The organism is Geomonas subterranea, from assembly GCF_019063845.1.
In the GTDB taxonomy this organism is placed as follows: domain Bacteria; phylum Desulfobacterota; class Desulfuromonadia; order Geobacterales; family Geobacteraceae; genus Geomonas; species Geomonas subterranea.
Genome location: NZ_CP077683.1, coordinates 1 through 16,575 on the forward strand (window position 1 = coordinate 1; position 16,575 = coordinate 16,575).

Here is a 16,575-nt window from a genome sequence, read left to right on the forward strand (position 1 = left end):
CGGAATATCCGATGGGATTCAAGCCGTTTGTGCGGCGCCGGGATCGTCGTCTACCGCTTATTTGCCGTTGCTGGCGACTTTAATTTTTCGATTTGAATATATTGGTATCGCTATTGCTGTAGGTGTGACGGCTCTCTTTAAAACCGGTTGTAGCAGCACGCTGCATCCCGCACCCCTGCACTCCCCCAAGCGCAGGAAGGACGGGTGAAGGAACTGCAATGCAGGTTCATAATCCAAATGTCAAAAAGGAACCACTCATGAAGAGAACGAAAAAGACAAGTTCGCTTCTGACGGTCACAGCGGCAGTCGCCGGGGTTGCCATGGGCGCAAGCATCGCCATGGCAGCGCACCCGCCGATCCAGCTGTACACCTACGAAGAAGTGGCCCAACAGATGGGCTTCCCGAAAGCCCCGGTCATGGTCGACAGGGTAACCAAGCAGGGGATGCCGTACTCCCCGAAGCAGACCTGCTTCGGCGACCAGGGCACCACCGCCTGCCACGGTAACGCCGCCGCCGGCAACTCGAAGCTCGCGAAGAGCTACGACGACCTCTCCAAGCACGCCTACCACGCAGCCCTCGGTTTCAACGAGTGGATGGACAACTCCAAGGGGGGGCTTTTCGTCAGTACCGGCGATGCCGACCTCCTGCCCAAGGGCACCCAGACCGGCCTCGCCGCCAACAAGCCGTGGGTACAGTCACACGGCCACAACGGCAAGTGGTGACCGCCTTCTCTCCGCCAGGTGGCGGATTATCAGCTGAACGGTCAGGGCCAGTACATCAACTACATGCAGCCGGGCGTCGACGGCTTCCAGAACTTCCTTAAAGGGGGCAATGACGCCAACGGCAACCCGTATCCGAAAGTCGAGATGTCCCTTTGGGACCAGGCGACCATGTGCGGTACCTGCCACGTGGGTGGCGTCTTCTACGAAGAGGACAGGATGGGCACCCGCCTGCCGGCCAGGACCCTCGCCGACTGGGGCCCGGCCTTCACGGGCGCGGCACCGAACCTCAACCCGATCACCGCGACCGTGTGGGAGAACTACTCCACCACCGGTAAGGACAAGTCCTTCGTCGCCATGTCCCCCTGGGTCTACCCGGTCTACATGGGGATGGGCGGCGCTCCCGACCCGAACCTTCCGGACGGCGGCCCGATGATCGTCCCCTACGGTTGGGCGCCCAAAGACATGACCATGGCCAACAACAACGGCGGGGCTCCCTACACCGTCAAGGCCGGCCAGCTCATGATGCCCAACGTCAAGGAGATGGACTGCCTCTTCTGCCACCTCAAAGGCTATGACAACGTGATGACCTCCGTCATGGTCCAGGCCGGTTCCCTTTCCGCCGCCCCGACCACTGGCGCCGGCCTCTTCGACATGTTCTCCCTGAGCCCGACCTACATGGGTTACGATCCGAGAAACGGCAAGAGCGCCTTCTACCGTATCGGCGCTGGAAATCTTCCCCCGGCATTCGCGAGCTACTCCTCGCACGAGGTCGTCTTCCTGACCGCTGCCGTGACGGAGAACATCAAGGGCAAGCCGGACGAGAACAACTGCCACCAGTGCCACGCTTCCAAGACGCTCAAGAACTTCCCCGAGATGTTCGGCGTCACCGGCACCAGCACCGGCTTCCTCTCCTCCGCCCCGATGGTGTACGACCCGGCCAACGGCGTGGGCCCCCTGGGCAAGAAGATGGTCAACTACGACATCAACTCCCCGCTCATGCAGTCCGGCGCCTCCCCGGTCCTCACCGGGAACAACGTCCAGAATTTCATGATGGCCGGCCTCAACTATCCGCAGGCCAGCGGTCCCTCCGGGTACAACACCCTGGATGCGTCCAAGGGCGAAATCGGCGGCGGCAACCCGGCCATGACCGGTCCGCTGTTCTACTCCACCATGGACGGCAAGCCTGTCGACCAGAACACCCTGAAGAAGTCCACCATGCCGTTCCCCCGCGCCGAGTGGTTCAAGCGCGGTGACGCATGGCAGGCCGGCCAGGACGTTCACGGCAGCTTCGGCTGCGCCGGCTGCCACTTCACCGGCAACTCCACCGACAAGAACCAGTGCGACCCGGCCCGCGGCTTCGATGCGGCCTCCACCATCCAGGACGGCCTGCCGGCCATCAAGGAGCGTCAGCCGGTACTTGAGCAAGGTGAGACGCTGGACGCGGCCATCAAGAAGCACGACACCCGTAACACCATGAAGCGTTGCGAGTTCTGCCACGTCACCGGCACCGACTACAACGGCAACCCGATCGAGACCTACGGCGCGCCCAACCCGAACCTGGCCCACGCCAACGCGGGGCTTCTGGCCAACCTGACCCAGATCGTCGACAAAGTCGGCCTGCACGGCGACTTCGGCGGCAAAGGGGTACCCAGGGAGTCCAACTTCACCACCCAGGAAAAAGGCGCCGTAGACGGCGTTCAAAAGCCGGGCGGCACCATTTTGGGCCGCGGCAACCACCTCGACGTCATGGACTGCACCGTCTGCCACGTCGACAAGGTGAGCATGGCGGTACGCTCGCTCGACGCCACCTCCGGCATGCGCTTCCCCGCCATCGTCGGCACCGACCCGATGAAGGGCATGCTCGGCCTCTTCGAAGACCCGACCGGCATGGGCGCTGCGGCAACCGGCATGGGCGGCGAATTGAAGCACTGGACACCGGTCGTCATGTGGCAGCCTTACGGCAACATGGAGGGAACGCTTAGCTGGGCCAACAAACCGGCCGACCAGCGCTTCCAGTTCCGCCGCAAGCTGTACCTGACCAACCCCATCAGCGCGATCCTCTTCAACAACGAGGGGAGCACCGTGGACGCCAACGGCGACGGCGTCACCGGCGGCATGCTGATCGGCGACGACGAGGCCACCGGCCTCCCCACCGCCAGCACCAAGCCGTCCTTGAAGGGATACCGCGACGTCTTCACCGGCGACGTTCCCAACAAGAACAACACCTCCGGCTTCGAACTGCCGATCTTCGACCCGTGGGCCATGCGCGAACTGAAGTCCGGCTTCAACTTCGTGCCGGCTCCGCTCTCCGTCATCGGCGCAGGCTTTGGCGGCTTCGGCACTCCGGCCGGCAAGACCGACCCGACCAACGGCGCGTTCGCAAGCCTCTACGGCCCGAACGGCATGTTCTCCAACGACAACTGGAAGTACGCTTCCGTATGGAGCGGCGCCGTCGTATTCACCGAGCCGGACCAGATCCGCGGCTACAAGCAGTACCGCACCGCCATCAAGGATGCCACCGACGGCAAATCCTGGATGAACACCTCCCTCACCATGATCGGCGCACCGTTCATGGTCACCCACGGCGTGAAACCGACCGACAGCTACGTCAAGGGTAAATCCTGCGCCGACTGCCACGCGGCGGGCAAAGGGTTCTTCAAAGGTAGCTTCGACATGGTCGGCCCGGCCATCCCGTCGACCAAGAGCTACGACCCGAGCACCTACCCGATGACCGACGCCAACGGCAACCTCGTTGTCGACACGGCAACGGGCGAGCCGGTGCGCGGCCCCGCCCAGGGGTGGACCATCCCCGGCGACCAGGGCAACATGATGATGCGTCCGCTTGAACCGATCCGCATCAAGGCCTACAAAGGCGACCTGCGCGGCTACTTCGAGAGCTACAACAAGCTCGGCCAGCCGCGTGAAGTCAACTTCGTCCACGACGTGAACGTGGGCGGCGTCGACTACAGCTATGCATCCACCATCGACCGCTCCGAAATCGCCTACCCGGCGGAAGACGGCGCGATCTACTACAAAGTTGGCCAGGTCAACGCTGACGGCTCCGTCAACGGTGGCGCCCAGCCGCTGACCGGCGCAGCATACGCAACCTACCTCGAGACAGAGATATCCCCCGTCCTTGCCGATTACGGCATCGGGATCGATCCGGTCGCCACCATCAACCCGATCGCCGACGCAAGCGCAACCGACCTCGGCGTGCAGGTGAAGCAGAACGCCGACGTGGCTCTCTCCGCCGCTCCGGCACAGATGAACGCCGGCAGCGAAGTGGGGAGCGCGACCTACGCCTGGACCACCAGCGACGGCACCGCCGTCACCAACGCAGGCTCCAGGACCGGTGCGACCGTCAAGTTCACCACCCTGGGGACCAAGACCATCACCCTCAAGGTAACCGACGAAGAGGGCAAGGTCAGCCAGACCAGCACCAACGTCGACGTCATCCTGGCGCCGGTCACCATCGGCTGGAATGGCACCACCGACGTCGCCACCTTCACGACCTTCCCGGCAGGCACCGCCTCCGTGAAGATCGCCTGGGGCGACGGTTTCAGCACCACCAAGAGCGGCACCGCCCTTACCGACCCGCTCACCGTGAGACACCTGTACTCGACCGGGACCGCCAAGACCATCAAGTTCTACTGCTACAACGGAACTGGCGCCCAGATCGGCTACCAGCAGGCAACCATCCTGCCGTAACGGGTAATTGAACCACTGTGATTGCATGCAATAGGGCCCGGAGGAAACCCCTCCGGGCTTTTCCTGTAACGGCCTTGAACCGCTCACAGGAAATCGCGGATCTTGCAGCACTTCCGCGAGGCCCCGAGCACCGTACACCAACAGGCGGCTTCAACCGCCCGATCAAGAGGGGGTCGTATGAGCAAGATTGTAGGAACTGCTGCAGGTCTGTTAGTAACGCTGCTTCTGGTTGTCACGGCGCCGCTTGTCGCCGAGGCGGCCCATCCCAAGCCCGGGGAATACGGGGCACGCGGCATGCTGTTCAACCCCGCGATGCTCGGCATCCCCCTGCTCGACTACTTCAACGCGGCGCCCATCATGGTAACCGGGCCGGCCGTGAACGGCCGCTACAGCGGCCTCCCCCCCTTCGGGACCAAGGCGAGCTGCAACCTGTGCCACTTCGACATCGTCGCCAACGAGAACATGAACCGCCACGCGACCATGTCCTTCAACAAGATCACCTGGCCGCAGTACGGCTACGGCTACGACAAGGAAAAGCCGTGGATGTCCGGGCCGGGGAAGTTCGGCAAATGGTCGCCGTTTTACAACCGGCAGCTCGGCAACATGAAGGCCACCTACGCCACCAAGGCGGACATCCTGACCAAGCTCGACATGGGCGCCTTCGAGTTCACCACCGAGTGCGGCGTCTGCCATGTCGGCGGCGGCCCGGGCACCTCCAACCCCTACAATTTCACCTTCCCGTGGCGGGTCAGCGACTACTTCGGGTACGACCGCGGCGCGGGGGGGATCCACAGCAACCTCGACAACGAGCAGCGCAACCAGTCCATCGCCAACGACTACATCTTCCCGCTCCCCCTTAACAGCCCCTACTACCCGCGCCGCGTGCCGCTCAACCCCTGGGACTTCTTCGTCAACGACGAGGGAACGGTGAAGTCGGTGGACTGGGCCTCATGGGGGATGAACGGGACCATGCAGATGGACTGCCTCATGTGTCACCTGCAGGGGTACGACCACCTCGGTCGCAACCAGGAGATCGTCCGATACCAGCGCCTGTACAACGCCGGTACGGTAGGCTCAGGGATCGCCACGGTGGACCCCTCCGGCGGGGAGGGGTTCAGCATGAACTATGACGCTTCCATGCTGAAGGTGGGAAGCGACGGCACCCTGTACCTCGACTCCTCGTTCACCGACAGGATCACCCGCTCGCCACGCGCGGACAACTGCGTCCACTGCCACATGCCGACCGCGGTCAAGAACCAGCCCTACGTCGACTGGAAGGCGCGCTTTTACTCCTACGACGCGGTTCCCTCCGACGACCCGGCGAACCCCGGGAACCTGAAGCCCGCGCGCTACCTGAGCGACCTGGTGAAACGCGGCGACATCTGGAGCAAGGACGAGGTCCATCTCACCCTGGAGTGCGCCGGGTGCCACACCCAGACCGGCAAGTACCAGGCATGGAAGCCCACGGATCCCAATTACATGCACAGCCCCGGCAAGGGGTACGACCCCATGAGCACCGGTTCCGACGAATTCGGCGGGACGGTGAAGTTCTGCTACGACTGCCACGTGCTGGCCGGCGACCTGAACGGCGACGGGGTGAAGGAGATCGACATCATCGGCGCCCCCAACCCCAACTACGCCCACAAGAACGCGGGGCTCATGATCAACATCGTGCCGAAGGCGCGCCGCATCGACAGCCAGGGGGGGGAGGTCGAGTTCACCGGCAACCACCTCGACGTCATCGCCTGCACCTCGTGCCACGTGAGGAAGAGGTACGCGGCCGGCCGTTCGGTGGACTTCAGCACCGGGAGCCAGTTCTTCAACATGGTCGGGAACCCGCTGGACCAGGAGAACGGCAGCGTCGACGTCGACATCGCCTTCAGCTGGAAGGAGACCACGCCGGTGAAGCTGCTCCCCAACGGGAGCCCGAATCCGCTCTGGCGCCGGCTCATCTACCCCTTCAACTACGTCACCGGCATCTACTGGGACAACATCGGGAGCAAGGACGCCAACGGCGACGGCTTCACGACGGGGATGAGCAACAACGGCAAGGTCGTTTCCGGCGACCCCTTCTTCCAGAGAAACGTGAAGGAGAACTTCAGCTACGGTCTCAACGGTGAGAACGACAGGGTGCCGACCGGCCTCGCCGGCTCCACGGTCTTCGATTCGCAGTCCCTGAAGAACGCGGAGGGGGGCGTGGTGTTCAGCCGCCCGGCGGAGATCGAGGCGTACAAGGCGAAGGTGACCGGCAAGGACGCCGGCATGGTGCCCCAGCTGGTCCTCGAGTCCGAGCCGTACCTGCTCATGCACAACATCGCGCAGGTGGGGAGCTACGCCCTGGGAAGGCACCGGGTCGACGGCGCCGGCAAGAAGGTCTACGGCTGCTCCGACTGCCACGGCGCCTCCGGCGGCATCTTCAACGGCACCATCAACATGCTGGGCAAGGGGAAGCGGCCGGACAACACGGAGACGCCGCTCACCGTGCAGTACAACAGCGGCTCCGACGTCCTCACCAAGGCGCTGTACTGGGACAGGACCGGCGTGCGCAAGAGCTTCTCCTTCGCCGACACGGCCAGTTCCCCGAAGAGGACCAGGGACGCGGAGCGCAGGGAGTTCCTTGGGTACGACACGGCCCGGGTGGCCGCGCTGAACGCCCCCCAGGACCCGGCCCTGTTCGGCATGGAGGTAGACCCGAAGGCTGTCGTCGACCCGGTGGCCGACGCCGATGCCACCATCCTCGGGGTCCAGGTGGTCACCGGGAGCGTGGTGCAGCTCTCCTGCCCTCCCGGCCAGTACCTCGACGCCAACGGCAACGGCCGGTACGACAGCGGCGAGACCCTGGTCGGCACCGTGACCTACCAGTGGAGCGCATCCGACGGCAGCGCCATCACCGGTAACGGCACCCGCAACGCCGGCGTTACCTTCACCGGCAGCGGCGAAAGGAGCATCACCCTGACCGTCACCGACGAGGAGGGGAAGGTGAGCACCGCCTCGGCGACGGTCACCGTGATTCCCCCCCCCATCAGCATCTCCTGGAACCCCGACACCGACACGGCGACCTTCACCTCCTTCCCGGCGGGGACCGTGTCGGCCAAGGTGTACTGGGGCGACGGGCTTTCCACCACGAGAAGCGGCGCCTACTTCACCGATCCGCTGGTCATGGTGCACAGGTACTCGACCGCCACCCAGAAGACCATCAAGATCTACTGCTACAATTCGGGCGGCACCCAGGTCGGGTACATGCAGAAAACCGTCACGCCGTAAGACCCGTTCATGACCACCGCGGCCCGGAGCCATGCTCCGGGCCGTTTCCTATCCCCTTTTCCACGGTGATGAACCGGGGTTTTTCGTTGCCTGGGAGGCACGGATGCGGTAATCTACCGTCGCCCCGGATCCCGGGCGCAGCAAGCGAAAGAGGACCACGTGAAAACAGACCTTTTTGCCAGCATCGTCGCCAACCTCTCCGACGGCATCTACGTCATCCAGCACGACCGGGCGATCTTCCTCAACGAGCGCTTCGGCGAGATCTTCGGCTACCGGGAGCACGAGAGCCTGATCGGCTGCGACATGTTCGACAAGGTCTACCCGGACTGGCAGAGCGTCGACCTGTTCCGCAAGGTCCACGAGCAGCTTTTGTCTGGCAACCACCAGAAGATCTCCTGGGGGCAGCCCTCGGCCAAGGTCGACGGCACCCCCTTCTGGCTGGAGGTGGAGGCCCGCCTCATCGAAGTGCAGGGGGAACCGGCCGTCTTCGGCACCTTCCTGGACCGCACCGACTGCAAGCTGATCGGCGAGGCGATGCACGCCTCCCAGGAGACGCTGCGCCTCTTGCTGGACGCCATGGAGGACCGGGTCTACGTGGTCACCGACGACTACCGCCTGGTCTACGCCAACCGCAAGATGAAGGCGGCGCTGCGCGGGGAGATGGAGAAGGAGTTCTGCTACAAGCTCTGCCGCGGCCTGGACTCCCCGTGCGAGGACTGCTCCACCGATCACGTCTTCATCTCGGACCGCCCGATGCAGAAGGAATACTTCAACCAGCTCGCCCAGTGCTGGTACTCGGTCATAGAGCTTCCGGTCCGGATGCCCGGGATCGACCGCCCGACCAAACTCGCCGTCGCCCGGGACATCACCGAGCGCAAGGAGGCCGAGGAGAAGGTCCGGGCCCTGTCGCACCGGCTCATCAACGTCCAGGAGGACGAAAGAAAGCACCTCTCCCGCGAGCTGCATGACGACCTGGGGCAGCGCCTGAACGCGGCCAAGATCGCGGTGGACCTCCTGGCCCGGGACCTCTGCACCGCGCCGGGGGACGTAGCGCTCCGCCTGGGGCAGCTTTCCCAGATGCTCAAGGGGGGGGTGGAAAGCGTGCGCCACTTAAGCGCCGGTCTGCGCCCCGCATCGCTTGAGCGGCTCGGGCTCGTCGAGGCGATCCGCAACGACTGCGATCAGCTCGCCGCCAGGCAGGGGGTGAAGGTCGCCTTCACCCACAACGGCATGGACGGGGTGCGCCTTTCCCAGGACGCCGAGATCAACCTGTACCGCGTGGTGCAGGAGGCGCTCAACAACGTGGTGAAGCACGCCGGCGCCACCGAGGTCGGGATCCAGCTGGTCGCCTCGTACCCCATCGTCAGGATGCGCATCAGGGACAACGGGGCCGGCTTCGATCCCGCCTCCTGCAAGGGGAAGCGCTGCGACGGCCTCGGCCTCGTCGGGATGGCGGAGCGGGTGGAGCTTTTGCACGGCTCCTTCAAGATCCACTCGAACCCCGGGATGGGGACCCGGCTCACCGTGGAGATACCCATCCCCGACGAGGCGGAAGCCGGGCCGGGGAGAAAATAACGGCCGGGGGGGCTTGCCCGCCGCGCGGCCTGAACTGCGATGCAATGAGGAGGGGAGATGGCAGCAAAGAGCCGTGTGATCATCGTGGATGACCATCCGCTGTTCCGCGACGGGCTTAAGAGCCTTATCGCCAGGAGCACCAAGTACGAGACCGTCGGCGAGGCCGGCAGCGGCGAGGAGGCGCTGGGGCTCGCCCAGGAGCTTCGCCCCGACCTCATGACCATGGACGTGTCCCTGCCGGACATGAGCGGCATCGAGGCCACCAGGAAGATCGTCCAGGCGGTCCCCTCGGTAAAGGTCCTGATGCTCAGCATGTACCAGAACCTTGAGTACGCCACCGACTCCTTCAAGGCCGGCGCGCGCGGCTACATCGTCAAGGAGGCCACCAGCGACCGGCTCATCGAGGCGATGGACGCGCTCTCCCAGGGGGAGCACTTCCTGGACGGGCAGCTCTCCGGCGACATGGTGATCAGGCACCTGTGCGGGCAGGGGAAGGAGGGGGGGGTGCAGGACGCGCGCTACGCGCTTCTTTCGGCCCGGGAACAGCAGGTGATGCGCCTGGTGGCCGAGGGGGGCTCCTCCCGCAGCATCGCCGAGCAGCTCCAGGTGAGCGCGAAGACCGTGGAGAACCACCGCACCAACCTGATGAAGAAGCTGGACGTGCACAGCCGCATCGAACTGGTGCGCTACGCCGCGCGCCTTGGCCTCATCGACCTGGAGCAGTGGAAATAACCTGAACCGCTTCTGGGGCAAACACCCCACCGCCGCCTGGGCTGGTGGGGTGTTTGCCCCAGTTTTTTTGCCCCGCCTTGCCGCCCATGTCATCACCCGCTTCCACTGTTCATTCCGTAACATCCTTTTTTGATTACCTTTTTAAGCGTAGTTCAATCACCCCACGTGATGGGTACGTTTCCTGCTAACTCCGGGGAAAGGTTCGGCTCTCTACCGTTCCGCGGAAGTCACGCACCGCACCCCGGTTCCCCCACCGGGGAACCGGCGTGCTTGCTATTGAGGCCCGGTTGGCCCTGAGCAATGAAATTTTCAAGGAGGCTACCACATGCAACACTCGAGGAGGAAGGTCGTCAAGGCGGCCGCCGTCTCTTCCGCGGTCCTGTTAGGGCTCGCGGCGGGATCGGCGCTGGGCGCCACCACCGACCACACCAACATCATCCTTAAGGACTGGCAGGGTACCGAGATTGCCCGTCCGGCTGACGGCGTCGCGGCACCTGCCTACAGCGTGAAGCAGACCTGCTTCGGCACCAACAACGGTGTCGCCTGCCACGGCAACAGCGCCGTCGGCAACGCGAAGTTCAGCTACGACGATATCGAAAGGCACAGCTACCACACCCAGCTGGGCGCCAACGAGTTCAGGGGCTTCAACCCTGCGAACCCCGACGCCTACAACCCCTACACCACCGACCCCACCAAGGTCGGCGACAAGTGGCGTCCGGGCGCAGGCCCCCAGGGTAAGAACTGGGTGCAGAGCCCCGGCCACTTCGGGAGCTGGTGACCGCCTTCCGCTCGCCAGTTGGCGAGAGCATACAAGGATGGTGCAGGTGCAAGCTACAACGGTTCCAGCAGCACGCCGGGCTTCGACGCGGCTAAGGACACGGTCAACTCCTTCAAGACCGTTCCCTTCGGCAGCGTGCTGATCGATGCCACCAACCCCGGGGCCGGCTACCAGGTCAACCCCACCGGCAAGTTCTACGAGATCTTCCCCTTCGGCGCCGACACCGGTGCCGGCCAGCTCGCCTACAAGCAGAAGGTCGACAACTCCAACGCGGGCGTCATGCGCGACTGCGCCGAGTGCCACGTCGGCGGCGGCATGAACGAGTACGCCTACGCCAACATGCCGACCGCAGCCTACGACCCGGCCGCACGCACCTCGCTGCGCACCTTCGATTTCGGCAGCGTCGTCACCGCCTGGAACTACTTCATCGACATCTTCAACCCGGACGTGACCAAGCGTGGCGATGTCGTCAAACAGGACTATGCCCAGACCGGCGTCCTGGAGATGGACTGCCTCATGTGCCACCAGACCGGCTACGACTGGGCCGCACGCAAGGAAGCCGTACGCAAGGGTGAGTTCGACGCCTCCCGCGCCGTCGGCGCCAAGCTGGTCAACGAAGTCGCCAGCGGCACCCAGGTCTTCTACAACTACACCGCCGTCAAGACCAACGCCTCCGGGAAACTCTACGTCGACCTGAGCGCCACGCTGAACAGCAAGCCCCAGTCGACCAACTGCTCCTCCTGCCACCAGTCGCAGTACAACGTCGACTGGAAAAAGCGCGGCGAGCAGTGGCTGGAAGGTCAGGAAGTCCACTACAGCCTGGGGTGCATGGCCTGCCACCAGCGCAAGGACGTGACCAACCCGCAGGTCGGCACCTCCGGCCTCGTTTCCGAAGCGAAACTCGGTCTGTGCGATCCCGCCAAGGGGGGCGCTTCCGACTTCGACGCCATGTGGAACAAGCTTGATACCGTCAACTTCAAGCAATGCTCCGACTGCCACGAGCCGACCGGTACCACCACCTGGCCGACCTACGGCGCTCCCAACTCCGAGAACGCCCACACCGCCAAGGGGCTCAACGCCAAGATCGCCTTCGACAAGAACGGCGCTCCGGCGAGCCACATGGACATCATGGACTGCACCGCCTGCCACATCAGCAAGAACTTCGATGGCGGCGCCATGGTTGACGGCACCGGTGCCGACGCCGAAGGGCGCGTGGCGCTGCACGACGAGCCGCAGGTCGCCCGCGACATGAACGGCACAGCCGGCAACGCGCTGTACTGGAACAACGGCAAGCTCTACGGCGCCAACCTGCTGACCTCCTCCTTCCTGCGCGACATGAACGGCATGGATGCAGCCAACTTCGGCCTCGACGGCAACAACGACGGCCGCAACGCCGGCATGGACACCCTGCTGCAGACCCACATCAACGACCTGAACAACGCCGTGGGCGCGAAGGCCGTGACCATGGAGAAGAACGCGGACGGCAGCTGGGTGAACGAGGCGGAAATGACCGCGCTCTACGCCAGGATCAACGGCGACAGCACCGGTACCGCTTCCACCGGCACCGGCACCTATCCCGGCGGTCTGAAACAGCTTCTGGGCATCAGCGACGCCACCAACGACTACAAGCTGATCCCGAAGATGTCCTTCCTCATGGTTCCGTTCAAGGCGAGCCACAACATCGCCCGTACCGCCACCATGGCGTGGGGTAAAGGGGGCTGCTCCGACTGCCACGGCGCCAACAAAGGGTTCTACAACGGCGCCTACCCGATCCTGGGCAACATGAGCGGCGTGGACACCAACGGCAAGAACAAGTTCCGCTTCTACTCCAACCAGGTCACCACCTTCACCAAGGTCAACGGTCTCGCCGACATCACCGACTCCCACCCGAGCGTCGTGACCAAGAAGGGCGACAGGACCGTTCCGGTCACCCTGCTGACCAAGTTCGACGGCCCGTACGTACCGAACGCCTCGGCCGTCGACAACCAGACCCTGCGCAACATCGACAGGAGCGAGGTGATCTACGAGGGGACCTTCCAGACCCGCGACACCGCCTGGTACACCACCATCGCCGGTTCCGCTCCGGCTGCTTCCTGTTCCGGCCCGACCAGCCCGTTCTACTGCGCGACCCCGACCAACATCGTCGCCCAGGACGCCGTGAAGTCCAAGGCGACCTCCACCAAGGGGTGGCTCCTGAAGGTCGAGGTACGTCCGGCCGGCGACACCAACCCCAACAACATCACCTTCCGCACCGCGCAGCTTGGCAAGGACAACGCCACCGCCATGGCTGAAGTCCTGGCTGCCCTGCCGGCAAGCTTCACCACCAACAGTGACTTCACCGTCACCGAGGCCGGCGGCGCACTCACCATCACCGCCGCCGCCAACAAGGAGATCCGCATCTCCCCGCAGACCGACTCAGGCCCGCTGGGGCTGAAAGGCAAGGTCTACAAGGCGGACCCGATCGTTCGCGGCAGCAACAGCTACGCCGGTCGTGACGCATACGTCACCTACCTGAACGGCCTGACCAGCCCGGCTGCCTTCGGTATCGGCATCGCCCCGGTCGCCTCCATCAACCCGATCGCCGACGCCAGCGCCATCGACCTCGGCGTGCAGGTGAAGCAGAACGCCGATGTCGCGCTGACCGCTCCGGCGGCGCAGACCAACGCCGGCGTCGAGGTTGGCAACGTGACCTACGCCTGGACCACCAGCGACGGCACCGTCGTCACCAACCCCGCCTCCAGGACCACCGCGACCGTGAAGTTCGCGACCCTGGGGACCAAGACCATCACCCTCAAGGTCACCGACGAAGAGGGCAAGGTCAGCCAGACCAGCACCAACGTCGACGTCATCGTGGCGCCGATCACCATCGGCTGGGATGGCGTCAATGACGTCGCCACCTTCACGAACCTCCCGGTGGGCACCGCCTCCGTGAAGATCGCCTGGGGCGACGGTTTCAGCACCACCAAGAGCGGTACCGCCGTTGTCGACCCGCTCACCGTGAGACACCTGTACTCGACCGGCACCGCCAAGACCATCAGGTTCTACTGCTACAACGGAACCGGCGCGCAGATCGGCTACCAGCAGGCCACCATCACCCCCTAACGGGGCGGCTTGCAATCCCGCAGCACCTGGCCCGGAGGAGAAATCCTCCGGGCCTTTTTTTGTTGACCTCATCCGGTTTTGCGGATATGTTTCCCGCATGGAAAACATCGCACTGCTGTTTCAGTCACTGGACGACCAGACCAGGCTGCGCCTTTTGGCGCTCTTGCTGCACGCAGGTGAACTGTGCGTCTGCGATCTGGTGGCGGCACTCAGGCTCCCCCAGTCCACCGTCTCGCGCCAGCTCGCCATCCTGAAAGGGGCGGGATGGCTCAACGGGAGAAGGGTGGGGGCCTGGAACCACTACTCGATCAACGCCTCCCTCGGGCCGGTGCAGCAGTTCCTGCTCCCTGTGCTGCGCAACTTCCTCCTGGTCACGGAAACGGCGCGGGAGGACCAGTTGCGGCTTCGGCAACGGAAGGGGGACGCGTGCTGCGGCGAGGTAGTGGCATCCAAAAAAACGGATAATACGGGGTGTGTCCCCGGGGAGGGTGAGGCATGAGCGACGGGATCAAGATACGCCGGTTCAAGAAGATCGAGGTGAAGCCGCCGGCTCCCTCATCCTGTTCGGCCGACGACGGCGTCAATCCCGACGCCCCCCCCTGCTGAGGTCCCCCCACCTCCGCCGGCGGCGGAGAGATCACCGAAAAAGTTCCCGGTTTCCTGGACTGGATTGACACCGCACGCGGCCGCGTCCCCCGGATCAGCGGCAGCCTGACCCTCGGCGACCACGTGGGCGCCTGTCTCGCGCGCTGGGGGATCAACAGGATGACCTTCATGGTCCCTCCAGGCCTCTACGCCATCGGCGCGCCCGATTCGGAGGCGCCGGTCGTGGTGACGGCCAACTACAAGATGAGCTTCGACATCGTGCGCCGGGCGCTCTGCGGCAGGAACGTGTGGCTCCTGGTTCTTGAGACCTACGGCATCAACGTCTGGTGCGCGGCGGGGAAGGGGACCTTCGGCACCGGCGAACTGGTGCGCCGCATCGAGAAGAGTGGCCTTGCCGGGGTGGTGAGCCACCGGCGCCTCATCCTTCCCATCCTGGGCGCGGCCGGCGTCTCCGCGCACCGGGTGAAACAAAGAAGCGGCTTCGAGGTCGCCTACGCCACCATGCGCGCGGCCGATCTCCCCGCCTACCTGGACCAGGGGGGTACCGCCACCGCCGCCATGCGGGAGCTCCGCTTCAACTGGTACGACCGTCTCGTGCTGATCCCGGTGGAACTGGTCCTGGCGGGAAGGCCTGTGCTTCCGGCGGCCGCGCTTCTCTACCTCGTCGCCCGGTTCTTCTGGGGCGCCGGCGCCGCGGCCGTCGCGGCGCCCGCCTTCCTCGGCGCGGTCTTCACCGGCGTAGCCGTGGGGCCGCTGCTGTTGCCGCTTCTTCCCGGCAGGAGCTTCGCCGTCAAGGGGGCCTGCGCGGGTGCCATCTACTGCGCGCTTTTATACCTCTTCGCAGGAGCGGCGAGATGGGGCGGGGGGGCGACGCTGGCCGCCTTTCTGGCGTTTCCCGCCGTTTCCTCCTTCTACACGCTCAACTTCACCGGCTGCACCACGTTCACCTCCAAGTCGGGGGTCAAAAAGGAGATGCGCCTGGGACTCCCGGTCATGGCGGGTGCCCTGGGCGCCGCGCTCATCATCGTCACGGCCGGCCGGTTCTTGGGCTAGGGGGAGGAAGGGATGAAAGGTTTCAGGTATCTGGAAGGAGTCGCCACCCTCGAACTCGACGCAGGGCGCTGCATCGGCTGCGGCAGGTGCGTCGAGGTCTGTCCGCACCATGTCTTGCGCATGGAGGGGAAACGGGCGGTCCTCGCGGATCGTGACGCCTGCATGGAGTGCGGTGCCTGCGCGCTTAACTGCCCCGCCGCCGCGCTCAAGGTGGACGCAGGGGTCGGGTGCGCCAGCGGCATGATCCACGAGTGGCTCAGGGAGAAGAAGCTTCCCGGCCTGAGCGGCGGGGGATGTTGCGGGTAGCCCTTCGCGGCTTGACTATCAAACCGTGTCTGTTAAAACCTCCTAATGCGAGAAGGGGGCCGCTCAAGGAGGCAGAACATGGAAGAGAAGCAGATGGTCAAGATAAGTTCCTGCAACGTGACGCAGTGCGCCTATAACAAACACAATTCCTGCCACACGCTCGCCATCACGGTCGGCGGTCCCGGCGACACCTGCCCCGAGTGCGACACCTTCATGCAGGGGAGCCAGAGGGGAGGGATCATCGACGTCCAGGGGGGCATCGGTGCCTGCAAGGTGGAGAACTGCAGCTACAACCAGGCTCTCGAGTGTACCGCTCCCGCCGTCGACGTCGGCATGCACGAGTCGCATCCCGACTGCTTCACGTACAAACCCAAATAGCCCGTCGCCGGTTCACCATTCCCAAACAATCGCAGCCCCCTTCCGCAGCACCGCACCTCGGCTCCCGCCCCGCCCCGGGCGGGGGTTCGACATTTGCCGATTAGCGTGTATCTTTAACCCGTTCATGACATCCATCTATCCGGAGGGTTTACCAGATGCCGAGCCAGGTGTACGTCGATCAGCAGATCTGCATAGGGTGCGGGCTTTGCGTGAGCATCGAGCCCGGGGTGTTCCGGTTGAACGGCGACGGCGTTTCCGAGGTGCACGACCAGGGGGGCGGAGACAGCGGGAAGATCCAACAGGCCATTGACAGCTGCCCGGTCAACTGTATCGGTTGGCGCTGAAGCCGGC

12 protein-coding genes are annotated in these 16,575 nt (G+C 64.5%); all 12 read left to right on the top strand.

Annotated features, from left to right (window positions below; genetic code table 11):
- Positions 1–257 precede the first annotated feature (257 nt).
- Positions 258–722: a cytochrome C gene (locus KP001_RS00005; protein ID WP_217287564.1), complete on the top strand. Its 465-nt coding sequence runs from the start codon at positions 258–260 to the stop codon at positions 720–722.
- Between the two features lie 18 nt (positions 723–740).
- Positions 741–4,430: a PKD domain-containing protein gene (locus KP001_RS00010; protein WP_217287565.1), complete on the top strand. Its 3,690-nt coding sequence runs from the start codon at positions 741–743 to the stop codon at positions 4,428–4,430.
- Positions 4,431–4,607: 177 nt separating this feature from the next.
- Entirely contained in the window at positions 4,608–7,694 is a 3,087-nt protein-coding gene (locus KP001_RS00015; RefSeq protein ID WP_217287566.1) for a PKD domain-containing protein, read from the top strand.
- A gap of 159 nt (positions 7,695–7,853) precedes the next feature.
- A complete protein-coding gene (locus tag KP001_RS00020) occupies positions 7,854–9,269 on the top strand; it encodes a sensor histidine kinase (RefSeq protein ID WP_217287567.1) in 1,416 nt (471 codons plus the stop codon).
- 57 nt (positions 9,270–9,326) lie between these two features.
- Positions 9,327–10,001: a response regulator gene (locus KP001_RS00025; RefSeq protein ID WP_217287568.1), complete on the top strand. Its 675-nt coding sequence runs from the start codon at positions 9,327–9,329 to the stop codon at positions 9,999–10,001.
- 325 nt (positions 10,002–10,326) lie between these two features.
- Positions 10,327–10,779 carry a cytochrome C gene (locus KP001_RS00030; protein WP_217287569.1) on the top strand — a complete coding sequence of 151 codons (453 nt, stop codon included), beginning with the start codon at positions 10,327–10,329 and terminating at the stop codon, positions 10,777–10,779.
- Positions 10,780–10,797: 18 nt separating this feature from the next.
- Positions 10,798–13,881 (top strand): PKD domain-containing protein, encoded by a 3,084-nt coding sequence (locus KP001_RS00035; RefSeq protein WP_217287570.1) that lies wholly within the window; start codon positions 10,798–10,800, stop codon positions 13,879–13,881.
- 97 nt (positions 13,882–13,978) lie between these two features.
- Entirely contained in the window at positions 13,979–14,380 is a 402-nt protein-coding gene (locus KP001_RS00040) for an ArsR/SmtB family transcription factor (protein ID WP_217287571.1), read from the top strand.
- On the top strand, positions 14,377–15,540 hold the full coding sequence (hgcA, locus tag KP001_RS00045) for a mercury methylation corrinoid protein HgcA (RefSeq protein WP_275423334.1): 1,164 nt from the start codon (positions 14,377–14,379) through the stop codon (positions 15,538–15,540). Before KP001_RS00040 ends, hgcA begins: the two co-directional genes overlap by 4 nt.
- Before the next feature lie 12 nt (positions 15,541–15,552).
- Positions 15,553–15,846 (top strand): mercury methylation ferredoxin HgcB, encoded by a 294-nt coding sequence (gene hgcB / locus KP001_RS00050; protein WP_217287572.1) that lies wholly within the window; start codon positions 15,553–15,555, stop codon positions 15,844–15,846.
- Between the two features lie 78 nt (positions 15,847–15,924).
- Complete coding sequence (locus KP001_RS00055; RefSeq protein WP_217287573.1) at positions 15,925–16,224, top strand: DUF1540 domain-containing protein; 300 nt, start codon at positions 15,925–15,927, stop codon at positions 16,222–16,224.
- Positions 16,225–16,379: 155 nt separating this feature from the next.
- Complete coding sequence (locus KP001_RS00060; protein WP_217287574.1) at positions 16,380–16,568, top strand: ferredoxin; 189 nt, start codon at positions 16,380–16,382, stop codon at positions 16,566–16,568.
- Positions 16,569–16,575: the final 7 nt, after the last annotated feature.

Excerpts from the sequence above, each read along its gene's own strand:
- KP001_RS00005 (WP_217287564.1), top strand. The coding sequence starts at position 258 with ATGAAGAGAACGAAAAAGACAAGTTCGCTTCTGACGGTCACAGCGGCA.
- KP001_RS00015 (WP_217287566.1), top strand. The coding sequence starts at position 4,608 with ATGAGCAAGATTGTAGGAACTGCTGCAGGTCTGTTAGTAACGCTGCTT.
- KP001_RS00025 (WP_217287568.1), top strand. The coding sequence starts at position 9,327 with ATGGCAGCAAAGAGCCGTGTGATCATCGTGGATGACCATCCGCTGTTC.
- KP001_RS00030 (WP_217287569.1), top strand. The coding sequence starts at position 10,327 with ATGCAACACTCGAGGAGGAAGGTCGTCAAGGCGGCCGCCGTCTCTTCC.
- KP001_RS00040 (WP_217287571.1), top strand. The coding sequence starts at position 13,979 with ATGGAAAACATCGCACTGCTGTTTCAGTCACTGGACGACCAGACCAGG.
- hgcB (WP_217287572.1), top strand. The coding sequence starts at position 15,553 with ATGAAAGGTTTCAGGTATCTGGAAGGAGTCGCCACCCTCGAACTCGAC.
- KP001_RS00055 (WP_217287573.1), top strand. The coding sequence starts at position 15,925 with ATGGAAGAGAAGCAGATGGTCAAGATAAGTTCCTGCAACGTGACGCAG.
- KP001_RS00060 (WP_217287574.1), top strand. The coding sequence starts at position 16,380 with ATGCCGAGCCAGGTGTACGTCGATCAGCAGATCTGCATAGGGTGCGGG.